Here is a 21,619-nt window from a genome sequence, read left to right on the forward strand (position 1 = left end):
TGTAGATTGAAATTGCATGTTTTTATCTGTTGAGATACTGCAAACATAGTGAGTTTTTTAATTGGATATACATTCTACCTAAAAAAATTATAGATAAACTTAAAAAAGGGTAAATCTCTCCCGCACCCGCATGTTACCAACTTGATTTAGTCTACAAATTTAAAAACAACGATATATCGTGAAAAATTTAAAAACTAAATTATTTAAAATGTTAAAAATCAAACAGTTACAAAACAGGCTTTATTTTGGTTATTACATGAACCGGGAAAAACAAGCGGTTGTGCTTTCTTGTTCCAGTTCAATGTATAGAGTTTTAGGATATCACAACTTTGTACTATAAAAATTAGACAAAAGAAATTACAAGTATCAAATAAAAATCAAATAATCATTATTAATCACAAAATTTAGTTATCATGAAAAATCTTTTCTTAACAGCAACACTACTACTTACAACAGTAACGGCATTTGCTCAAAAACCATCGCCATCACTTTTAACACCTACCAACCACACCCTGATCCTTATCGATTACGAAGGGCAAATGACATTCCCAACTGCCAGCATACCAATAGATCAGCTGCGTAACAACACGGCTCTTGTAGCAGGTGCTTCTAAAATCTTTAACGTAGCAACTATTGTAACTACTGTAGCCGAGAAATCCTTCAGTGGCCCGGTATTCCCTGAGGTTCAGGAGCTTTACCCAACCTCTACCTACATAGACAGGACTACTATGAATACCTGGGAAGATGCCGCTGCCTACAAAGCTATTGTTGCCGAAGGCAAGAAAAAAATTGTGTTAGGTGGTTTATGGACAGGCGTTTGCATTGTTGGACCGGCACTATCGGCAATTAGTGAAGGGTATGATGTATACTTTATTAGCGATGCTTGTGGTGATGTTAGCAAAGAAGCCCATGAAATGGCTATAGCCCGTATGATACAGGCCGGTGCACACCCAATGACCTCTTTACAGTACCTTTTGGAGCTACAACGCGACTGGGCTCGTAAAGAAACCTACAAGCCTGTAAACGACCTTGTTGTAAAATACGGCGGCGCTTATGGTATTGGTGTTCAGTACGCAAGGGAAATGGTTAAACATTAATATTCGTTAGCCATGTTAATTTAGTTTTTAGTCCGGTGAAAGGTTGGCAAAAAACAGCCAACTTTTCACTTTCGGACTTTGAGTTTACCAACAAAATCCCCTCAATTATGAAAATTCCAATTCACAACTCAATACTTACATTTTTGCTTTTATTGTGTACCGGTAGTTTTGCGCAATCTAAAGTTGCACCTACCCTGATTGTTCACAATGCAAAAATCCATACGCTCGATGAAAATAACACCGTAACCGAAGCCATGGCAGTTGCCAATGGCAAAGTGATAAAAACAGGCAAGAGCAGCGATATCCTTAAACTAAAGGCAAAAAACACCCAGGTAATAGATGCCAAAGGCAAAGTGGTGGTACCGGGATTGTTTGATTCGCACATGCACATCATCCGTGGTGGGCGTTTTTTTAATACCGAACTCAGGTGGGATGGCGTGCGCTCACTAAAAAGGGCGCTGGCCATGCTAAAGGAGCAGGCACAAAGAACCCCAAAAGGCCAGTGGGTGCGCGTTGTAGGCGGCTGGAACGCCTACCAGTTTGAAGAAAAGAGGCTCCCAACACTGGAGGAGATCAACGAGGCCACAGGCGATGTACCTGCTTTTGTTTTACACCTTTACGGCCATGCTTACCTTAACAAAGCAGGTATTAAAGCACTTAATATAGATGCCAATACCCCTAACCCTGCAGGCGGCCTTGTAGAGAGGGACATAAACGGCAACCCTACCGGGCTACTGGTGGCAGAGCCTAACGCTTTTATATTGTACTCTACCCTCTCTAAACTGCCGGAGCTTACCCTTGAAGAGAAAGTAAACTCTACAAAACAGTTCATGACAGAAATGAACCGCCTGGGTGTTACCGCCATTATGGATGCCGGTGGTGGTTTCCAAAATTTCCCTGATGATTACGGCGTTACCAATAACCTGTGCCAAAACAACGAGCTTACCATACGCATGCCTTACTATCTTTTTGCCCAGAAGGCAGGCAGTGAACTGGCCGATTACACCCGCTGGATAAGCAGTGTAGAAGTTGGCGCGGGTTGCGATGTACCTCAGGATGGTACTAAGAAATTCGGCAAGATGCCTAAAATGGAATACCACGTACAGGGCGGCGGCGAAAACCTTGTGATGAGTGCCGGTGACTTTGAAAATTTTGATGAGCCAAGGCCGGAACTTAGCCCCGCTATGGAAGGTCAGCTTAAACAGGTATTATCGTTACTAATAAAAAACAGGTGGCCTTTTAGGATACACGCCACGTATAATGAAAGCGTTAGCCGCTTTTTAAATGTGATTGAAGATATAAATAAAGAAACCCCGCTTAACGGCCTGCTTTGGTTTTTTGACCATTCCGAAACAGTTTCTGTTGAAAATCTTCAACGGATAAAAGCCCTTAACGGCGGTATTGCCATACAACACAGGATGGCCTACCAGGGCGAAGCTTTTATAAAACGCTACGGTAAAACGGCGGCTGCAAATACGGTTCCGCTTAAAAAGATCATGGATATGGGCATACGTGTGGGCATGGGTACCGATGGTACACGTGTGGCAAGCTACAACCCATGGGTGGGCCTGTACTGGCTTACTACCGGTAAAACTTTGGGAGGCTTAAAATATATGAATGACGAGAATATTGCCGATCGTACTACTGCCCTTAAGCTCTTTACTTACGGCAGTGCACAGCTTATTAACCTGGAAAAAGACAGGGGGATGCTTAAACCGGATTATCTGGCTGATTTTATTATCCTGTCAGACGATTACTTTTCCACTGCCGAAGAGAACATCCTAAAGATAGAATCGAAACTTACAGTAGTTAACGGCAAGGTGGTATATGCCGATGATGAGTACCGTGCTTTTGCTAAACCAACACCAAAGGCCCTGCCGGAATGGAGCCCTGTTAACTACTTTGGCGGCTATCAAAAAAACTAACCATGAAAAGAATCTTCATAGACTTAATAAAGTCCGACTTAAAGTCGGGGCTTTACAACTTTGGGATACTTTTTTTTAGGGTAGCCATAGCATCAGAACTTATTTACGTGCACGGCCTCAAAAAAATAGGCATAGGCGTCGCCCAGCCAGAGGTTATTCCCAACCCTATTGGCCTGCCCGATGCGCTTAATAACTTTGTTGCCATTGCTGCAAATGTATACCTGCCTTTCCTTATCATCATAGGGCTGTTTACCCGCGTGGCGGCGCTTCCTGCATTAGCGGTTACAGCAACAGGTTACTTTTTAATGCATTTTAACGACGACCCTATGGTTAGGGACATGCCGTTTATGTATGCCACATCGCTGTTATTAATAGTACTGCTTGGTGGAGGCCGCTATTCTTTAGATAATTTAATCTACAATAAGTTAAACAAAGACGCATGAAAAACTCAGTCATACTGCTACTCGTTATCGTATTAGGCATATCGGCATCGGCACAGCAAACGCCCGATTTTAAAAAGATGCGGTATGATGATGTTTTTTACCTGGAGCCGGACTCTACCCGAAACACTTATAACAAGATAAAATACATACCGCTGGGGCAAGACAGCGCGTATTATGCATCTGTGGGTGGCGATATAAGGTACCAGTACATTGTAACCAAAAACAACAAATGGGGCGATGAATCGGACACGGCAGATGGCTACCTGCTCTCACGCTATCTGTTTCATACCGATATTCACCTGGATAGATTCAGGGTTTTTGCTCAATTTCAGAGCAGCCTTGCCAACAGCCTGCCCGATCCAAGTCCGGTAGACGAAAATACGGCCGACATACACCAGGTATTTGCAGATGTAAACCTTTTAGGCAAGCAGAAAACCAAACTTACAGTTCGTGTGGGCAGGCAGGAAATGCTGTACGGGTCGCAGCGTTTAATAGGCGTTCGCGAAGGCCCTAACAGCAGGTTAGCGTTTGATGGCGCTAAAGTATTTTTAAATAAGGATAATTTTAAGAGCGATGTTTTTTACACCCATCCTGTAGCCAATGTACCTGGTGCTTTTAATGATAAATTTAACGAGAATGCCAAGCTTTGGGGCAGCTATAACGTGTTTAATGACGTTCCGTTCATTCAGAATGTCGACTTGTACTATTTAGGGTTATGGAAACGCAATTCGGATTTTGATGGTACCGAAGGAAGAGAGTTACGGCACTCTATAGGCACCCGAATATGGAAGAACAAAGGCAGCTGGAACTATGATTTTGAAGCTGTTTTTCAGTTCGGTAAACATGCCGGTACAAGTTTAAGGGCATATACCCTTTCGTCTAACAGCAGTTATACGTTTCAGGATGTAAAATTACAGCCCACGCTGGGGCTAAAGACAGAGCTTATTTCGGGAGATAAACATGCCGATGATAACCGTATACAAACTTTTAATCCACTATACCCACGTGGCGCTTACTTTGGGTTGGTAGCGCTCATTGGCCCGTCTAACCTGTACGACATTCACCCGTCTTTAGACCTTGCACTTACCAAAAACCTGAACTTTGGTATAGACTACGATATGTTTTGGCGTTGGAGCATTAACGATGGCCTGTACGCGCCTAACATGCAGCTGCTATACTCCGGGCAGGGTACTAATAAAAGTTTTATAGGCACGCAGTTGGGTTCTAACATTGAGTATGATCCTAACCCCTACCTTTCTTTTGTGTTGGAAGGTTCGTGGTTTGATGCAGGTGCTTTCCTTAAAGAAGCAGGTACTGGCAAGGATTACCTGTATGCCGCTTTTACGGCACAATTAAAGTTTTAGGTATAATTAAAACAGGCCTCACCCCCGGCCCCTCTCCAAAGGCTATCGTGTGCAGACTCTATAATCCCCAGCCCTCTCCGAAGGAGAGGGAGAAGCTACACTCATTTGACTACACTGTTGATATATCCAATTGTATGGAAGTGACGGTATGAGTGAAGCTAAGGCATTAAACTTCGTTGCGTTAAACAAAATAGAAGTTGAGGCGTTAAAAATCATTTGCTGTCTGAGCGCAAGCGAGTTCAAATGATTTAGCCAAGACTTCTATTTTGTAGCATAAGAAGTTAGAGCCTTGAATTTTTGTTTCTTTTGTTTCAAGACAAAAGAAAACGAATAACTCCCAGCCCTGATAGAGCCAATATCCTCTTAGCGCAGCGAAGAGATAAAGGCGATAGCAGGGAATATGGCCTCATGCAAATACCCATACCTCACGCTCCTTAAAAATATACAATTGGGCATAGTTGTTGCTTAATTATGCATCGGTAAAAAGGTAAATACATTAGCACTTAACTGACTGTTAACTGTGACCGAACACTAACTACTTATTACTATCTTTGTATAAAAGCTTAAGAGAATGAAATTTAACGTAGTATCGGATTATAAACCTACGGGCGATCAGCCGCAGGCTATAAAACAACTGGTTGCAGGCATACAGTCGGGCGAACCGTTCCAAACGCTGTTGGGTGTTACGGGGTCGGGTAAAACATTTACCATGGCCAATGTTATAGAGCAGGTAGAAAAACCCACACTGGTACTGGCGCACAACAAAACGCTAGCAGCACAGCTGTACAGCGAGTTCAAGCAGTTCTTCCCCAATAACGCGGTAGAATATTTTGTGTCGTACTACGACTACTACCAGCCCGAAGCCTATATACCCGTTAGCGGAACCTATATAGAAAAAGACCTTTCCATCAACGAGGAGTTGGAAAAAATGCGCCTTAGTACCACCTCCTCCCTCCTATCGGGGCGAAGGGATATCATTGTGGTGGCATCGGTTTCATGTTTGTACGGTATCGGTAACCCGGTAGAGTTTCAAAAAAACGTGGTGTCTATTCACAAAGACCAGGTTATAAGCCGTACCAAGTTGCTGCACCAACTGGTGCAAAGCCTTTATTCGCGCACCGAGGCCGACTTTACCCCCGGTACCTTCCGCATTAAGGGCGATACAGTAGAGGTTTTCCCAAGCTATGGCGATGAGCCGTTCCGCATTCACTTTTTTGGCGATGAGATAGAAGATATTGAGGCTTTTGATAAGGCTACATCTAAAGTTATAGAAAAGTATAACCGGCTAAATATTTACCCGGCTAATATGTTCGTAACAAGCCCCGATGTGCTGCAAAGCGCCATTTGGGATATTCAGCAGGACCTTGTAAAGCAGGTAGATTATTTTAAAGAAATTGGTAAGCACCTGGAGGCCAAACGCCTTGAAGAGCGTACCAATTTTGACCTGGAAATGATTCGCGAACTGGGCTATTGTTCGGGCATCGAGAACTATTCGAGGTATTTAGACCGCAGGCTGCCGGGCACGCGCCCGTTCTGTTTGCTGGATTATTTCCCAAAAGACTTTTTAATGGTGATAGATGAAAGCCACGTTACCGTGAGCCAGGTGCATGCCATGTATGGCGGCGACCGATCCCGTAAGGAAAACCTTGTGGAATACGGTTTCAGGCTGCCGGCAGCAATGGATAACCGCCCGCTTAAGTTTGAAGAGTTTGAGGCCATGCAAAACCAGGTGGTGTATGTTAGCGCGACACCGGCTGATTACGAGCTGCAAAAAAGCGGCGGTATTTATGTAGAGCAAATTATTCGCCCTACCGGCCTGTTAGATCCTGTTATAGAAATTCGCCCAAGCCTTAACCAGATAGACGACCTAATAGAGGAAATCCAGCAGCGTGTAGAGCTGGATGAGCGTACCCTTGTTACCACCCTTACCAAACGTATGGCCGAGGAACTTGCCAAATACCTTACCAAGGTATCCATACGTTGCCGTTACATTCACAGTGAGGTAGATACGCTGGAGCGTGTAGAGATCATGCAGGATTTGCGTAAAGGGCTGTTTGACGTGCTTATTGGCGTGAACCTGCTTAGGGAAGGGCTCGATTTACCCGAGGTATCCTTAGTTGCCATTTTAGATGCCGATAAAGAGGGCTTTTTGCGCAGCAACCGTTCGCTTACCCAAACCGTGGGGCGTGCGGCACGTAACGTTAACGGCAAGGCCATTATGTATGCCGATAAAATAACCGACAGCATGCAACGCACTATAGATGAAACTATTTATAAACGCGAAAAGCAGCACAACTACAACATAGAGCATGGCAAGGTGCCTATGGCGCTTAACAAAAAAATTGAGAAAAACACCCTTGGCAAAAGCAACGCCTACAAGCTGGAGCATGCCCCTAAAATTGCCGCCGAACCCGATGTTACCTACATGGCCAAAGGCGATATAGAAAAGATCATCCGCGATAAGCGCAAAAACATGGAAAAAGCCGCCAAAGAGCTGGACTTTTTACAGGCTGCGAAACTAAGGGACGAGATTAAAGCGTTGCAGGAGAAGGTTTAATGGCAGAATATACATTAGTTGATATTATTAAGGAATACCAAGCGGGAGCCGATACGGCGGTAACCATATTTAAAGAAAAGTTTGGTACTGGTGATATTTTACACGGCCGACGCCAAAAAAATTATCCACGAGTAGGTAAATTGATTGAAAATGGCATTTACCGCTATGCTTTTCACGGTAGTGGCTTAGAAGTTCATTTTAAAGATAAAGTAATAGATTTTGATTTTGCATTCTTTCCGGAGCCGAGACATGATGGTTTCGACCTTTGGCGGCTATCTATCTTTATTAGCAACCAACGCAATAAATATCCTGAATATTTAGATAACAATAAGCTTGAAGCAGAATTTAAAGAGCTCATTAACAATGGAATTATTGCTAAATCATTGTTAGATTCAACGCATTTGTATTTTTTTAAAGATACTATTTAAGAATATTTATAGCTAAGTTTGGCTACATTTTTGCTATACTTGAATAACCAAAACTTCAACCAGATACAACGTTATCTTTACGTGGTTTGGTTGGAAAATATTCCGAAAATTTTCGACTGTCGATAATTTCGGGGCTCCAAATGATGATGAAAAGCCTAAAAGATGTATTTTTACGGGCTGTGAAATTGAGAAAATAAATTTAAGCACTTCAGGCAGAAGGTTTAACATTATGAGCAATACAAATATTAATCCGTGGAATTTTGAGGCGGCATACCCCTCCCCAGATCATACACATACCATAACCTACAATGACCTTGAAGAAATGGCCATTGGCGCTCCGCTAAACGGACAGTGTTTTTTACATTTTCCTAACGGTAAAAGCATTAAGCTTGGCGGCTGGTGTGGCGGCCCTCCCGTTTGGGAACCTGATGGTAAAAAGGTTGCCCTGCCCCTATGGAAACGCAAAATTTTTGTAGGCACCGTGCAACAGCTTGCCATTATAGATGTTGCCAAACTCGAAATGAAAATTTACAATAAGGTCTTTAACGTGCTCGATGTACAATCGTTTATAAGCAACATTATAAAAGGCTGCAACACCCCTCTTAACAAGTGCGAACCTGTAACGTTTGACATCAGTAAGGAAAAGGTTGGCAAAATTGTAGATTTAAAGTAAACGCGCGGTTATAAATTATCCGGCAAGTAAATATTAAAGTTCGCGCCGCTAAACTCGGCACCGTTGGCTTTTATATAGCCGTTGTGGTTGCTTACGATCTTTTTAACGATGGTAAGGCCTATACCGGTACCCATTTGCACATCAGTACTATGCAGGCGCTGAAAAAGGTTGAAAATCTTTTCGCTATACTTGTTATTAAACCCCATCCCGTTGTCGGATACGCTAATGCGCGTGTAACCCATATTTTTTTGTAATTCTGCAATGCCAAATTCACGGCCGGTATTGTAGCCGGTAGTAATGTTTATAACCGGCGAAACATCTTCCCTGCTAAATTTTAAGGCATTAGAGAACAAGTTATAAAGTAACTGCGTAAACTGAAACGGTATCACACTAATCTCTGCCTCGCAGTTGCAAACCACCACAGCACCTTTTTGCTGGATTTCCTCATTTAGGTCGGCTACCACTTCATGCACCACTTTTTGCAGCGAAATGCTTTCAAAAACCCTGTCGGTACTTGTAGTGCGGGAATAGGCCAGCAGGTCGCGTATAAGGGCGCTCATGCGCGATGTACTCTTTTGTATCTTGGTAAAATATTCCTTTCCCTGGCCAGACAGGCTGCCGAATTCTTTTTCCAGTATCAAAGAGCAAAATATCTGTATTTTACGCAGCGGCTCCTGTAAATCATGACTGGATATATAGCTAAACGAGCGCAGCTCCTCATTCATGCGTTCCAGTTCGGCATTCTGGGCTTCAATTTCGTTAAGCCTGTCATACATATGCTCTTCAAGCTGTTTTTCAAGGCCTTTACCATATACATCAAGCTCAAAATTTTTATGCTCCAGCTCTTTTGTAGCCTGTGCAAGCCGCTTGTTGGTTTTCCTTAGGTTAAGCAACGTAATAGTCTGGCGCGATAGTATTTGCAGTGCGTCAAGCTGATCGCTAGTAAGCACACGTGGTTTAGTATCAATAATACAAACGGTGCCCAGCCCAAAGCCGTCATCGCTAACCAGCGGTATACCCGCATAAAAAACAATGTTGGGGTCGCCCGTTACAAGCGGGTTATCTTTAAAACGTATATCAATTCTCGAATCTTCTACAATAAACGGCTGATGTTTTGTTTGTATGGCGTGCGAGCAAAATGAATGCTCACGGGCGGTTTCGCTAACGGACAGTCCGCGCGCCGACTTGAACCATTGCCTGTCCTGGTCTACAAAACTTATTAGTGCAATGGGAGCCTCACAAATTATCGAAGCCATCTTTGTTATATCGTCATAATCAGTTTCCGAAAAGGTATCCAGTATACCGAAACTCCTTAAATTTAATAACCGTTCCCTTTCTTCAGTTAAATTAGCTGTAACCATTCTTATGTGATCATTAAATTTTGGCTAAATATAGGTGTTTATTTAAATTATAATTACCAACTAAATGTTAACTTGGCTTATAACTTAACACCTATTTTATTAAAATTTATTATATTTAATACTACAAATATCCGATCATGAATACTGTTGCTTACTTTGAAATTCAGGCTACTGATGTACCTAAAGCCGTAGCTTTTTACCGCGCCGCCTTTAACTGGGATTTTGTAAAGGAGGAATACTTTCCCATAGAATATTATCGCATAGAAACGCCGGGCATGTATGGCGGTGTATTAAAGCGCCCTGTGCCGCCTCCCCCTATGGGTACGGGTACCAACGCCTTTACCTGCTCTATACAAGTAGAAAATTTTGATGCCACAGCACAGATTATAATGGATAATGGCGGACAAGTAGCCATGCCTAAATTTGCCGTACCGGGCAGGTGCTGGCAGGGTTATTTTTTAGATGTTGACAATAATGTATTCGGTATCTTTGAGGTAGATGCCGATGCAAGGTAAGTTGGCAATCGCTACGCCTGATTTACAATAATAACCGTAAAATGTAGTTTATCATTTCATTACTTTTGCAATCTATTTAAACTACATGAAACTACACAAGCAACTGCTGTCCTTACTATTGTTCTTTTTTACTCTTACCATTTTTGCACAATCAACCGAAAAACCTTTTTGGGAAGCGTTCCCCAAGCCGGATAAATGGGTAACCGATTACGAGGATATTTTTACCGATAACCAGGAACTGGCGCTTATAGAAATGGTTACAGCTTATGAAAAAAAGACCGGGGTAAGCATTATCATCGTAACATTAAATTCGCCTAAAGGACTTGATCAAATCACAGTTGACATTGCCACACAATGGCTTGCACCAAAAAAAGTGGTTGATAATTCTATACTTATAGCCATATCTAAAGGGATGCACCGCATGCGCATACAAAACGGCAACAAAATAAAAGAAACCATTAGCGATGCCGAAACTAAGGACATAATTAACAATGTTTTTGTACCGGAGTTTCAAAAAAACAACTATTATGAGGCTACGTCTAACGGTATTATGGCAATCAGCAAACAGCTAAAGCATTTGGAAAAACCGGTTACTGATAAGTAGTTGAAAGACGTTTTAGAATAGCTGTTCCCTTTCGACCGCAGGGAGGAATATCTCTTATTTAACATTGAGATTTCCCCACTTCACTGCGTTGGATTACTAATAAGAGCTTAATTACTTTAACAGCGGCTCAATCCTGCTTTTAACCATATCACTGTCGTCTTTCCAGTCACCGGGGTTATCTTTATAGTTGGTAACCATAATCACTTTACCTTCTGCATTCAGCACAATATACTTAGAAAAATCATCTATGTTTTCAAACTGTGGCGGGGTAATTTCGGTAACAAACTTTTTGTTGCGTTTATTGGTTTTATCGCCATATACCGCATCTTTTAAGACCGCGATCTTAATGTTTTCATCCAGTTTTTGTAAATAATCAACAGCTCCGGTAATCTTCTCGCTGGTTTGCGGATCAACCAGCAGCACATAAAACTCCATATCATAGTCTTTAGACAGTTTAATGGCAGTAGGCAAATGCAGGCGGCACGGTTCGCACCAAATGCCAAAGGTGTAAAACAGGGTGTTTTTTTTACCCGACTTTTGCGCCAGTTTGTAAATATCGTTACTATCAACAGTGGTAATATTTACATTTTTAGGTTCGGTTTTTGTTTGCTGCGCATTTACGTATATAGAACATACAAAGGCAAATAGTAGTAAAAATCGTTTCATGGTTATTGGTTTTATTATATAGACGCTTAAAATTACACAATGGTTGCACGCCTATGTTAAAAATCATAAGGCCACCCCATAAAAATAACCATAAAAAAACTGCCTTATCACTAAGGCAGTCCGGAATATGGTATAAAATAAGAGGTGTTAATTAAAATTAGCCTCAATCATTTCTACAAATTTTTCATCGCTCATTTTGTTCGATGTGCTTTCTTTAGCGACGGCATTTTTATACTGCGGCGTTTCCGACAGGTATTTAATAAACTGCTCCTGGGCATCGCCCGTACCGGTTATGTGTATGGCATCTACGTTTTGCATAAAGGCAGTAATTTCTTTAAAAAATTTTTGCCTAAGCGTAATTTCATGGTTGTTAGCGGCATTTTCGCTGCTGTTACCTTCAGCACCCTCATTAGTGGCATGGCCCAGTACAATAAATTTTCCTTCAGTTACATCTTCCCTGCCCACTACGGTTGCATGGTGCGAATCCATCCATACACCAAATTGTTTTTTCCCTGACATATATTTTGTTATTTTCTTAAAGGTACTGTAATTGGCGGGTGGCCAACCTCATATTGGGTTAAGATTGTGATTAAATATAAATTACGCACAGGTTAAAAATTACACAAAACACTGCGCTATTTGCTGCCGAAATAGTATTTTCAACACATGAAAACCACCTCTGAAGATAAGACCTTAGGCACCGTAACCGAATTTACAATTAACGCCCCGCAACTGGGCCGCGACAAAACCATTTGGGTGTACCTGCCTTATAATTATAACGATACTGCACAAAGCTTCCCTGTAATTTACATGCACGACGGGCAAAATGTTTTTAACCATACCGAATCGCCTAAGCGTGAATGGTTTGTGGAGGACAAACTTAACGACCTGCATTCGGAGGCTATAATAATAGGGATAGAACACGGCGGCATTAATCGCCGTATAGATGAGATGACGCCTTATAAAAACGAAAAATATGGTGGCGGCCATGCCGATGATTACCTTGATTTTATTGTAAATACACTTAAGCCGTATGTAGATGAGAACTATAGGACGCTATCGGATACAAAAAACACCACGATATTTGGCAGTTCGGTTGGCGGGTTAATATCGTTTTATGCGCTGTTAAAGTTCCCCAACGTGTTTGGCAATGCCGGGGTGTTTTCGCCGTCGTTTTGGTTTAGCGAAGAGATCTTCACCCTGATGGAAACCGTAAAGCACATAGAAGGCCGCATATACTTTATGGCGGGCGACCATGAAAGCCAGGCCATGCTGCCCGATTTAGAGCAGATGGAGCAATTGGTTTTAGAGCGCGTAACTACCAAAGAACAGGTGCATAAAAAAATAGTGCATAACGGCCACCACAACGAAAAGCTGTGGCGAAAGGAATTTAGCGATGCCTACAGCTGGCTAATGGATTAATTAATTCTGCTGTGCCCTGAACAAAGCCAATAGCACCTCCGGGTCGATAAGCCCTGTAGGCGATCGTTGCATCTCTACAAGTACGCTTTTCATGGCAAAAGGGCTCAGGCCCATATTAATACCCATTTCGCGTATGGCCTTTTGCTCATTGCTGTGTAAAACGCCGTCGGCCTGCATTAGCAGTGCCAGCCTGTAAAATTGCAGTATGCGCTCATGTTCGGTTTTTAGTACCTTTTTAGGCGCAGGATGTTTAAATAGTTCTTTAAAGGCAGTGGTTTCCACACGAAGCTGCTCTGCCACGATACTCAAAAAACGGTATTCGCGTTCGTGTACCTCGCCATCTATTTTTGCAAAAGCGATCATTTCAGACAATAAACTCAGCTTTTCTTCGTATGTATTCATATCGGCACTATTTTTCGCTAAAATATCTTATTTGGCCTAAAAAAACAAACCATTTTATGAAACCTTACTTGTTTTTATTTTTTGCGGTGCTAACAGTGGCGGGTGGAAAGGCTCAGCAAAAAACGGTATCGCCTAATGTTAGCTCCTATAGCCTTTTGGCTCATGAGCTTAACACATCTAAAAAAATATGGGTGTACCTGCCGTATAATTACAATAAAACATCTAAAAGCTACCCGGTTGTGTACATGCACGACGGGCAAAACCTGTTTGATAAAACCACTTCTTTTGCAGGCGAATGGCGCGTAGATGAAACGTTGGACAGCCTTAAGGTCGAGGTTATTGTGGTTGGGATAGAGCACGGCGGCGATGAACGTACCAAAGAGCTTACTCCTTACAAGAATGAGCAATATGGCGGCGGCGGCGCTGATGTGTACCTCGACTTTATAATGAATACCCTTAAACCGGATATTGATAAACGTTACCGCACTAAAAAAGACCGCGAAAACACGGCGCTCTTTGGCAGTTCATTGGGTGGGCTGGTTTCGTATTACGCGCTTATCAATTACCCCGATACCTTTGGCAAAGCAGGAGTGTTTTCCCCTTCCTTTTGGTTTACCAAAGATATTTTTGAGCTTACCGAGTATGTAGACCATATTGATGCTAAAATATACTTTATGGCGGGCGATAAGGAGAGTAAGGATATGGTACCCGACCTGAACCGTATGTACCAGCTGGTGCGTAAAAAAGACCGCAAGCCTAACCGGTTAAAGAAAAAAATCGTGCCCGGCGGCAATCATAACGAGGCGCTTTGGTCACGCGAATTTGCCGAGGCCATTACATGGCTCATGGCCGAAGAAAAGCAAATAGGTAAGTGATTGATAAAACACTATCTTTGCCAAAATATTATTTATGAATAACAACGACGTTTTTAAAAAATTACGTGTAGCATTGCAGCTTCGCGACGACCAGATCGTACAAATATTAGAACTTGTAGATTTTAGGATCTCTAAGGCAGAGCTGGGCGCTTTCTTTCGCAATGCAGACCACCCTAACTATATGGAGTGTGGCGACCAGGTATTGCGTAATTTTTTAAACGGGCTTGTAATTCACCTTCGTGGCACTAAAGATAACCCTACCAATGCCATGGATGTTATTGAGAAAAACAAAGAAGCCGTTAAAAATCAGCCGTTTATCAGCACAGAAAAATCAGCGTCATCTAAAGGCGCACCTGCCCCAAGGCCAAAGGCTGCTAACAAGCCTGCCGCTAAAAAAGGCCCCTCTCAAAACAAAAAATTCGACAAAACTAAAAAACCGGCACCTGTTGTAGAGCAGGTTAAGTTTAACAACGGCAAGAATAAAAAAGGATAACCCCTTCTTTTTTGTGGATACGTTTACAACCCTACACTACCTTGCAAAAGGCAGCACCATGCAGCGCGAAGCATTTACGGTGCTGACCCGCCATAACATTATGCCGCTGCTTGGTGGCTATACACCTATGCTTGCCGGTACGTTTCCGCTTGATATTGCGGTTAAGGGCAGCGACCTTGATATTTTATGCTACTGGCAGGATGCTGAAGTTTTTAAGCAGGATGTAACCCGACATTTTTCGGGTTTTAATGGCTTCACGCTTAGGGAAGCCATCATCAACAATCAAAAAAGCATCATTGCCAATTTTTTTGCCGATGGTTTGGAAGTCGAAATTTTTGGGCAAAATATTCCGGTAAAGGAGCAATTGGGCTACAGCCACATGGTTATAGAATACAAGATCTTACAGCAAAAAGGCGATGATTTTAAAAACAAAATCATTGCCCTTAAGCAATCCGGCCTAAAAACCGAACCCGCTTTTGCTCAATTATTAGGCCTTAATGGCAATCCTTATCTCGCGCTTTTAGAATATGTGCTGTAACAATTAAAATGCGTTAAATCCCCGCCTGTGCCATTCGGGCAGGCGCGATTGCCTGCATCCGCGTTCCTTATCTGCAAGTAAAATTCCAAGAATAAAAATCGGTAATATTTTATAACAATAGTTACGATACCCATAAAACAGCCCTAATAAAATGTTAAGTAACATTTTATAAACCCCCTTTAAAATAAGGCTTTTGTAACTTTACATAAATAGCCTGTACGGGCTACACCCCGCAGGCGAAAAAGCCATACATGAAAATTATTACCATTTCTTACAGGTTGCCCCTGTCTATAAAAAAGCAAAACCGAAAAACTACAATTACCCAAACCGCGGGTGGCCTGGCCACAGCAGTACTCTCGTATTCTGAGAAAAGCAATGCCAACTTAACATGGGTGGGCGTAGCCGATTTTGAGAAAAGTACGTGGGAAAACCATAAAGACGGCTTCAGCAAAAATTTTGAAATAGAACCCGTTTTCCTTGATAAAAAACTCAACAAGAATTTTTATAATGTATTCAGCAATTCGGTGCTCTGGGCGCTGTTTCATTACTTTCCGTCATATATGGAATATAACGACGAAGCGTTTGAAGCCTACAAAACTGCCAACCAGATCGTTGCCGACAAAGTAAACGAAATTTACGAACCCGGCGATATTGTATGGATACACGATTACCATTTTTTAGGGCTTGCTAATTTAATCCGCCAGCAACACCCCGATGCTAAAATTGGGTTCTTTTTGCACATACCCTTCCCTAATTTCGAGATCTTCAGGATCATGCCCAACAAAGTTAAGCGTTACTTACTGGAGGGTATGCTGGGCGCCAACCTCGTGGGGTTTCATACCTGGGATAATGCCATACATTTTACCGAGTGTGTAGAAAAGATACTGGGCCTTAACCAGCGCGGCTTTGTGTTTAGCCAGGACAGCCACCGCACCAAGGTGGGCTCCTTTCCTATCAGTATCGATTTTGATAAGTTTTACGATGCTTACGATAAACCCAATGTTATTGCCCTGCGCAACGAGATTGCCGAACTGTACCACGACAAAAAAGTCATATTTTCGGTAGACCGGCTGGATTACAGCAAAGGCATCAATAACCGCCTTAATGCATTTGAAAGCTTTTTAGAAAAATTCCCTGAGTGGAAAGAAAAAGTAGTGTTCCTGCTTGTTATCGTTCCGTCGCGTGAAGAAATTGGCAAATATGGCGAGCGTAAGCGCATGATAGAGAACAACATTAGCCGCATTAACGGTGCATTGGGTAACTATAAGTGGACACCCGTGGTGTACCAATACCAGTCGGTTGATTTTGATAAGCTTATTGCACTTTATAGTAGTGCTCATGTGGCGTTAATATCGCCTGTGCGCGACGGTATGAACCTTGTGGCAAAAGAGTATGTTGCCGCCCGTAAAGACCTGCGTGGCGTGCTGCTTTTAAGCGTATTGGCGGGTGCTGCGAAAGAATTGCAGGAAGCCATTACCATCAATCCGTTTGATACTGAGCTTATTGCCGAAAAAATAAACCTTGCCCTGCTAATGGACGAAAGCGAGCAGGAACGCCGTATGCAGCGCATGCAAAATTACCTGCGCACGCACGACGTGTTTAGGTGGGCAAGCCGCTTTTTAAGCGAAACCGAAGAAATGCACAGCCACGATAACCAGGCACAGCCGTTAAAAGGAAAGCTTAAGGCAGAATTGTTTGAGAAATTTGAACAGGCACATAAGCGATTGCTTTTATTGGATTTTGACGGTACACTTGTTAACCTAAAATCGAAACCTGAGTTGGCCGTGCCCGATGATATGCTTATTAACCTGCTTACCAGCCTTGCATCCAATCCTAAAAATGAGGTGTGGATAATTAGCGGGCGCGATAAGAATTTCTTAGAAAAATACCTGGGACATTTACCTGTGGGCCTTGTGGCCGAACACGGCGGTTATATTAAGCGCGGTGGCTGGGAACCTATTATCCAGGGTGTACCGGAGTGGAAAGACCGCGTTATTGATGTGATGCAGGAGTACGTAAACACCAATGCCGAGAGTTTTATTGAGGTTAAAGAGTTTGGTGTGGCGTGGCATTACCGCAATGTAGATGAGAAACAGGGTTTCTTAACATCTCGTGAGTTGCTTACCCTGCTTAAAAACCACCTGTACAACACCCCTACCCAAATTATAGACGGCAATAAAGTTATTGAGGTTAAACACTTTATGGCGCATAAGGGCTCTACCTGCCGTGATAAGATTTTATGCAATCCGCACGATTTCGTATTGGCCTTTGGCGATGATAAAACCGATGAGGATTTATTTGAACAACTAACCGGCAACACTGAATTTTCGGTTAAAGTAGGCCCCGGCAATACTGCCGCAAAATACAGGGTTAGCACTGTAGAAGAGGTATTGGAGTTTTTGAATCAGTTAGAAGAGCGTTCTGTAGTAAAGTAAGGTTACACAAAGTACCGCAAAGAAGCCACAAAGTTTCGCTAAGATAAAAATATTACAACCTAATCGTAAAGATTGTAAAGATTGGATTGTGATTTCAGATTGTCATGAGCCAGCTTATTTACAAGGCGGGTATGAATGTATGCTGTAACTAAGACTGTAAACTAAATTACTCTTTTAAATTTGTGCCTAAAATTTTTACGCTACTGCCTATCTCTTTAAACGATGGCAGATACTTTTCAAATTCCGATGCGTTGGCCGAACTCATCACTACTGTGGCAATAGTGTGGGTGCATTCAATTATTAAGAGTGCCTCCTTTTTACCGTCGGGGTACAAATAGGTTACAACATTATAACGCCCTGTTGCGAAATCGTCTTTTTTGATGTTGGGGAAGCTGAGTTTAAGGGTATCTATTTTTATGCCCGGAAAGTTCTGCTTCATATAATCATTGTTTCCATCAATCCACTGGTCCATATTAGGGTTATCCTCATAATCAATCCCGTACACATACATGTAATTAAGTTCATGGTCGTTTATTACATTGGTCTTAATAAAAAACGGAACCTTATTATCTACCGCAAGTAGCCAGTTTTTTGGCACATCGACAGATATGGTGTGCTTTTCACCTACTATCATTTTTGTTTGCGCCTTAATAGTAATAGTAGTAAAAGCAAATAGTAAAAACAGTATCGTTTTGAAATATTTTGTCATAAGATTGGATATTATTTGCAGGATGAGCAGCCTGCTATACAAAAATACAGTAGTTATGAAATAAATTGATAAACCTACACTAAAAATATGGCTGCCCCTGTTTATGTTTTAATTATTGACGGTGGTTTTTATATATTTACAATCCGATAAACATTAACCTTAAATGAAAAAACTCTTATATATAATTGCTCTCCTGCCTGCCCTGCTTACTGCCCAGGAAATCGCCGTGCTAAAATATTCCGGCGGCGGCGACTGGTACGGCAACCCTACCTCACTACCTAATTTGGCTAAGTTTTGCAACCAGAATATTAACACTAAGCTAAAGCCCAAAACCAGCGTGGTTGAGGCCGGTAGCCCCGACCTCTTCTCGTATGCCTTTGTACACATGACGGGCCATGGCAACGTGGTATTTAGCGATAATGACGTGATTAACCTGCGCAACTACCTTACATCGGGCGGGTTTTTACATATTGATGATAACTACGGTATGGATAAATTTATCCGTAAAGAGATCAAAAAGATCTTCCCCGATAAAGAACTGACACAGGTACCCATAAACCACGAAATTTATAAGGGACCATTTGCTTTCCCACAGGGCATGCCAAAAATTCATGAACATGATAACAAACCGCCGCAAGCGTGGGGTATTTTTATAGAAGACCGCCTTGTACTGCTTTACACCCTGGAAACCGACCTTGGTGATGGCTGGGAAGACCAGGAGGTGCACAACGACCCTGTTGAAGTGCGCACAAAAGCACTACGCATGGGTGCCAATATTGTGAACTACGCGTTTAAGGAATAATTTTAATTACGAATTACGTATTACGTATTACGTATTACTAAATCAACGATTACTTCACGCACTGTCATTGCGAATGAAGCGTAGCGGAATGTGGCAATCTCATAATTTTGAAACACAACGATAAGATTGCCACGCTCCATTGCATTCCGCTCGCAACAATATCAAACAACCCGCAGTACTGAAGCCGTTCTTTCAGTAAAACAAACTTTACATCATTTCATACAATTTACAAAACAAAAAACAGCCCTGTAAAGTATATACACGGCTGTTTTTTATGTTTTATGCGATCTTGCAAAAAAAAGGCACATTCCAAAATCCGAAAGTGAAATATTAAAAATTAATATTCTCTAAATCAGCATATTTTAATATTGCCTTTCACTCAGTTTTCATGATTAATTTTTACTGCTAAATACGTATACATTGTAAGCAATGTACTATGTTATAAAACTTCTTTAAGGTGTTTATAATTTGCCTTAACGGTATCTAAAACTTCATCCATTTTACCGCCTAAAATAAGCTTGCTCATGGTTGTGGCATAGCCCGCCATTTGTTTCCACTCAATTTTAGGAGGCATGGCAAGCGAGTCAGGGTTCGTCATAACATTCAAAAGCACAGGCCCATGCGATGCAAAAGCCTCTCTTAGCGCAGGCTCAAGTTCTTTAGGTTCATCAACTGTGATGCCCCTAAAGCCCATAGCAGCGGCCACTAAGGCAAAATCAGGGTTAACCATATCAGTCTCATTATCAGGTAGTCCGGCAACCTCCATCTCCAATTTTACCATCCCTAACGACCTGTTATTAAACACGATAAGCTTAATAGGCAGCTTGTATTGGTGGATGGTAGCTAAATCGCCCAACAACATAGAGAGTCCGCCATCGCCACAAAGCGCAACTACCTGTTGTTCAGGGTGGCTAAGTGCCGCACCAATAGCCATAGGCATGGCATTTGCCATAGAGCCGTGGTTAAACGAGCCCAGCAGTTTGCGCTTGCCCGTACCGTGAAGGTAGCGGGAACCCCACACGCAGCACATGCCGGTATCTACCGTAAAAATGGCATCATCGGCGGCAAGCCTGTCTATTGTATGTGCCACATACTCAGGCGATATCCTGTTCTTTTCACCCTGGTCGTTCACATAAATATTAAGGTTTTCCTTCACTTTTTCATACAATGCCAACTGCGCCATCAGGAAGCTATCATCCTGCTTTTCAGCAATTAACGGCAGCAACGCCTGCACAGTATGCTTAATGTTTCCGCAAAGGCCCAGCTCCAGCTTGGCACGGCGGCCCAAGCGCTCGGGTTTCAGGTCTATCTGTATGATTTTTTTATCGGTAGGCATGAACGCGGCATACGGAAAATCGGTTCCCAGCAACAATACCACATCTGCCTCATGCATAGCATGATACGCAGATGGCAGCCCCAGTAATCCTGTCATACCCACCTCATATGGGTTGTCGTATTGCATACCCATTTTACCCCTAAACGAGTAACCAATAGGCGCTTTAAGCAGGCCTGCAAGGGCAATTATCTCATCATGGGCTTCATCGGCTCCCGTACCGCTAAATATAGTGACTTTAGGACTGGCATTCAATATCATAGCAAGCTGGCCGAGTTCGTTATCGTTAGGCCTCACAACCGGGTTATTGCGGTAGTTTTGCATAGCGGTAATGCTTTCAACAGCAGGCAGTTCGCTCACATCTCCAGGCAGCCCGAACACCGCTACCCCCTTTTGGTGCAGCGCATGCTGAATGGCCGTTTGCAGCATTCGCGGGGCCTGTTCGGCTGTGGTGGCGATCTCGTTATAGCAGCTGCAATCGTCGAAAAGGCGGGTGGTATTGGTACTCTGAAAGTAATCAGTTCCAAATTCCGGTGTATTGATGGTTGAGGCTATGGCAATTAGCGGAACGCCGCTTCTGTGGGCATCATACAAACCATTTATAAGGTGTACGTGGCCGGGGCCGCAACTCCCTGCACAACAGGCGAGTCCGTCAAGCTCCGCCTCAGCGGCAGCAGCGTAGGCACCAACCTCTTCGTGGCGCACGTGTATCCATTTTATCTTTCCGCTGCGGCGCACAGCATCGTTAAGTTCGTTAAGGCTGTCGCCGGTAACGGCATATATTCTTTTTACGTTGTTTTGTACCAGCATTTCAACAATCTGGTCGGCAACTTTCTTTCCCATAATCTGTGGTAGTTTATATTGGTAAAACAGTTAAAATCAGCTATAAATTTAGGCAACAAAAGCACTGGTTATGGCATAATTAACGCTTTAATAACGTTTATGGGCCATATCATAATGTTGTATTAAAGCCTGAA

Annotated in this window: 21 protein-coding genes; 15 read left to right on the forward strand and 6 right to left on the reverse strand. The window is 42.6% G+C overall.

Annotation, left to right across the window (positions count from 1 at the left end; translation table 11 throughout):
* The first annotated feature begins 413 nt into the window (after positions 1–413).
* From FMM05_RS06810 to FMM05_RS06840, 7 genes are all read left to right on the forward strand, one after another.
* Complete coding sequence (locus FMM05_RS06810; protein WP_143372592.1) at positions 414–1,097, forward strand: hydrolase; 684 nt, start codon at positions 414–416, stop codon at positions 1,095–1,097.
* 107 nt (positions 1,098–1,204) lie between these two features.
* Positions 1,205–3,022 (forward strand): amidohydrolase, encoded by a 1,818-nt coding sequence (locus tag FMM05_RS06815; RefSeq protein WP_143372593.1) that lies wholly within the window; start codon positions 1,205–1,207, stop codon positions 3,020–3,022.
* A 2-nt stretch (positions 3,023–3,024) separates the two neighbouring features.
* The gene (locus FMM05_RS06820; RefSeq protein WP_143372594.1) at positions 3,025–3,465 is read left to right on the forward strand and encodes a DoxX family protein; all 441 of its coding nucleotides are present in this window, start codon (positions 3,025–3,027) and stop codon (positions 3,463–3,465) included.
* A complete protein-coding gene (locus FMM05_RS06825; RefSeq protein ID WP_143372595.1) occupies positions 3,462–4,829 on the forward strand; it encodes an alginate export family protein in 1,368 nt (455 codons plus the stop codon). The genes FMM05_RS06820 and FMM05_RS06825 overlap by 4 nt, the downstream gene beginning before the upstream one ends.
* 571 nt (positions 4,830–5,400) lie before the next feature.
* Entirely contained in the window at positions 5,401–7,386 is a 1,986-nt protein-coding gene (uvrB, locus tag FMM05_RS06830; RefSeq protein WP_143372596.1) for an excinuclease ABC subunit UvrB, read from the forward strand.
* The gene (locus FMM05_RS06835; RefSeq protein WP_143372597.1) at positions 7,386–7,814 is read left to right on the forward strand and encodes a DUF6896 domain-containing protein; all 429 of its coding nucleotides are present in this window, start codon (positions 7,386–7,388) and stop codon (positions 7,812–7,814) included. The genes uvrB and FMM05_RS06835 overlap by 1 nt, the downstream gene beginning before the upstream one ends.
* Before the next feature lie 229 nt (positions 7,815–8,043).
* Positions 8,044–8,487 (forward strand): hypothetical protein, encoded by a 444-nt coding sequence (locus FMM05_RS06840; protein WP_143372598.1) that lies wholly within the window; start codon positions 8,044–8,046, stop codon positions 8,485–8,487.
* An 8-nt stretch (positions 8,488–8,495) separates the two neighbouring features.
* Here FMM05_RS06840 and FMM05_RS06845 read toward each other — a convergent pair whose 3' ends face one another.
* Positions 8,496–9,848, reverse strand: a complete 1,353-nt coding sequence (locus FMM05_RS06845) for a GAF domain-containing sensor histidine kinase (RefSeq protein ID WP_143372599.1) — start codon at positions 9,846–9,848, stop codon at positions 8,496–8,498.
* 137 nt (positions 9,849–9,985) lie between these two features.
* Here FMM05_RS06845 and FMM05_RS06850 point away from each other — a divergent pair, with 137 nt between their 5' ends.
* Both FMM05_RS06850 and FMM05_RS06855 read left to right on the forward strand, forming a co-directional pair.
* Positions 9,986–10,363 carry a VOC family protein gene (locus FMM05_RS06850; RefSeq protein WP_143372600.1) on the forward strand — a complete coding sequence of 126 codons (378 nt, stop codon included), beginning with the start codon at positions 9,986–9,988 and terminating at the stop codon, positions 10,361–10,363.
* 85 nt (positions 10,364–10,448) lie between these two features.
* On the forward strand, positions 10,449–10,967 hold the full coding sequence (locus FMM05_RS06855) for a TPM domain-containing protein (protein WP_143372601.1): 519 nt from the start codon (positions 10,449–10,451) through the stop codon (positions 10,965–10,967).
* Positions 10,968–11,078: 111 nt separating this feature from the next.
* On the opposite strand, the gene FMM05_RS06860 is transcribed toward FMM05_RS06855, so the two are convergent.
* Positions 11,079–11,633 (reverse strand): TlpA family protein disulfide reductase, encoded by a 555-nt coding sequence (locus FMM05_RS06860; RefSeq protein WP_143372602.1) that lies wholly within the window; start codon positions 11,631–11,633, stop codon positions 11,079–11,081.
* Positions 11,634–11,780: 147 nt separating this feature from the next.
* Positions 11,781–12,152, reverse strand: a complete 372-nt coding sequence (locus FMM05_RS06865; protein ID WP_143372603.1) for a hypothetical protein — start codon at positions 12,150–12,152, stop codon at positions 11,781–11,783.
* 147 nt (positions 12,153–12,299) lie between these two features.
* On the opposite strand from FMM05_RS06865, the gene FMM05_RS06870 reads away from it, so the two are divergent.
* Positions 12,300–13,055 carry an alpha/beta hydrolase gene (locus tag FMM05_RS06870; RefSeq protein ID WP_143372604.1) on the forward strand — a complete coding sequence of 252 codons (756 nt, stop codon included), beginning with the start codon at positions 12,300–12,302 and terminating at the stop codon, positions 13,053–13,055.
* Here the strand turns inward: FMM05_RS06870 and FMM05_RS06875 are convergent, their stop codons facing one another.
* Complete coding sequence (locus tag FMM05_RS06875; protein ID WP_143372605.1) at positions 13,056–13,457, reverse strand: TerB family tellurite resistance protein; 402 nt, start codon at positions 13,455–13,457, stop codon at positions 13,056–13,058.
* Positions 13,458–13,513: 56 nt separating this feature from the next.
* Between FMM05_RS06875 and FMM05_RS06880 the strand changes: the two genes are divergently transcribed.
* The 4 genes from FMM05_RS06880 to FMM05_RS06895 all read left to right on the forward strand — a co-directional run bounded on the left by FMM05_RS06880 (position 13,514) and on the right by FMM05_RS06895 (position 17,798).
* A complete protein-coding gene (locus tag FMM05_RS06880) occupies positions 13,514–14,332 on the forward strand; it encodes an alpha/beta hydrolase (RefSeq protein WP_143372606.1) in 819 nt (272 codons plus the stop codon).
* Between the two features lie 34 nt (positions 14,333–14,366).
* On the forward strand, positions 14,367–14,825 hold the full coding sequence (locus FMM05_RS06885) for a DUF1456 family protein (protein WP_143372607.1): 459 nt from the start codon (positions 14,367–14,369) through the stop codon (positions 14,823–14,825).
* A gap of 13 nt (positions 14,826–14,838) precedes the next feature.
* Positions 14,839–15,363: a DUF4269 domain-containing protein gene (locus FMM05_RS06890; RefSeq protein ID WP_235894369.1), complete on the forward strand. Its 525-nt coding sequence runs from the start codon at positions 14,839–14,841 to the stop codon at positions 15,361–15,363.
* A 251-nt stretch (positions 15,364–15,614) separates the two neighbouring features.
* Complete coding sequence (locus FMM05_RS06895; protein WP_143372608.1) at positions 15,615–17,798, forward strand: bifunctional alpha,alpha-trehalose-phosphate synthase (UDP-forming)/trehalose-phosphatase; 2,184 nt, start codon at positions 15,615–15,617, stop codon at positions 17,796–17,798.
* Positions 17,799–17,964: 166 nt separating this feature from the next.
* Here FMM05_RS06895 and FMM05_RS06900 read toward each other — a convergent pair whose 3' ends face one another.
* Positions 17,965–18,507, reverse strand: coding sequence for a hypothetical protein (locus FMM05_RS06900; protein ID WP_143372609.1), 543 nt, complete (start codon positions 18,505–18,507; stop codon positions 17,965–17,967).
* 163 nt (positions 18,508–18,670) lie between these two features.
* Here FMM05_RS06900 and FMM05_RS06905 point away from each other — a divergent pair, with 163 nt between their 5' ends.
* Positions 18,671–19,309, forward strand: a complete 639-nt coding sequence (locus FMM05_RS06905; RefSeq protein ID WP_143372610.1) for a DUF4159 domain-containing protein — start codon at positions 18,671–18,673, stop codon at positions 19,307–19,309.
* 439 nt (positions 19,310–19,748) lie between these two features.
* On the opposite strand, the gene FMM05_RS06910 is transcribed toward FMM05_RS06905, so the two are convergent.
* Complete coding sequence (locus tag FMM05_RS06910) at positions 19,749–21,485, reverse strand: thiamine pyrophosphate-dependent enzyme (protein ID WP_143372611.1); 1,737 nt, start codon at positions 21,483–21,485, stop codon at positions 19,749–19,751.
* Positions 21,486–21,619 lie beyond the last annotated feature (134 nt).

This window comes from Flavobacterium zepuense (assembly GCF_007097145.1).
Taxonomy (GTDB): Bacteria; Bacteroidota; Bacteroidia; order Flavobacteriales; family Flavobacteriaceae; genus Flavobacterium; species Flavobacterium zepuense.

Excerpts from the sequence above, each read along its gene's own strand:
- FMM05_RS06810 (WP_143372592.1), top strand. The coding sequence starts at position 414 with ATGAAAAATCTTTTCTTAACAGCAACACTACTACTTACAACAGTAACG.
- FMM05_RS06815 (WP_143372593.1), top strand. The coding sequence starts at position 1,205 with ATGAAAATTCCAATTCACAACTCAATACTTACATTTTTGCTTTTATTG.
- FMM05_RS06820 (WP_143372594.1), top strand. The coding sequence starts at position 3,025 with ATGAAAAGAATCTTCATAGACTTAATAAAGTCCGACTTAAAGTCGGGG.
- FMM05_RS06825 (WP_143372595.1), top strand. The coding sequence starts at position 3,462 with ATGAAAAACTCAGTCATACTGCTACTCGTTATCGTATTAGGCATATCG.
- uvrB (WP_143372596.1), top strand. The coding sequence starts at position 5,401 with ATGAAATTTAACGTAGTATCGGATTATAAACCTACGGGCGATCAGCCG.
- FMM05_RS06835 (WP_143372597.1), top strand. The coding sequence starts at position 7,386 with ATGGCAGAATATACATTAGTTGATATTATTAAGGAATACCAAGCGGGA.
- FMM05_RS06840 (WP_143372598.1), top strand. The coding sequence starts at position 8,044 with ATGAGCAATACAAATATTAATCCGTGGAATTTTGAGGCGGCATACCCC.
- FMM05_RS06845 (WP_143372599.1), bottom strand. The coding sequence starts at position 9,848 with ATGGTTACAGCTAATTTAACTGAAGAAAGGGAACGGTTATTAAATTTA.
- FMM05_RS06850 (WP_143372600.1), top strand. The coding sequence starts at position 9,986 with ATGAATACTGTTGCTTACTTTGAAATTCAGGCTACTGATGTACCTAAA.
- FMM05_RS06855 (WP_143372601.1), top strand. The coding sequence starts at position 10,449 with ATGAAACTACACAAGCAACTGCTGTCCTTACTATTGTTCTTTTTTACT.
- FMM05_RS06860 (WP_143372602.1), bottom strand. The coding sequence starts at position 11,633 with ATGAAACGATTTTTACTACTATTTGCCTTTGTATGTTCTATATACGTA.
- FMM05_RS06865 (WP_143372603.1), bottom strand. The coding sequence starts at position 12,152 with ATGTCAGGGAAAAAACAATTTGGTGTATGGATGGATTCGCACCATGCA.
- FMM05_RS06870 (WP_143372604.1), top strand. The coding sequence starts at position 12,300 with ATGAAAACCACCTCTGAAGATAAGACCTTAGGCACCGTAACCGAATTT.
- FMM05_RS06875 (WP_143372605.1), bottom strand. The coding sequence starts at position 13,457 with ATGAATACATACGAAGAAAAGCTGAGTTTATTGTCTGAAATGATCGCT.
- FMM05_RS06880 (WP_143372606.1), top strand. The coding sequence starts at position 13,514 with ATGAAACCTTACTTGTTTTTATTTTTTGCGGTGCTAACAGTGGCGGGT.
- FMM05_RS06885 (WP_143372607.1), top strand. The coding sequence starts at position 14,367 with ATGAATAACAACGACGTTTTTAAAAAATTACGTGTAGCATTGCAGCTT.
- FMM05_RS06895 (WP_143372608.1), top strand. The coding sequence starts at position 15,615 with ATGAAAATTATTACCATTTCTTACAGGTTGCCCCTGTCTATAAAAAAG.
- FMM05_RS06900 (WP_143372609.1), bottom strand. The coding sequence starts at position 18,507 with ATGACAAAATATTTCAAAACGATACTGTTTTTACTATTTGCTTTTACT.
- FMM05_RS06905 (WP_143372610.1), top strand. The coding sequence starts at position 18,671 with ATGAAAAAACTCTTATATATAATTGCTCTCCTGCCTGCCCTGCTTACT.
- FMM05_RS06910 (WP_143372611.1), bottom strand. The coding sequence starts at position 21,485 with ATGGGAAAGAAAGTTGCCGACCAGATTGTTGAAATGCTGGTACAAAAC.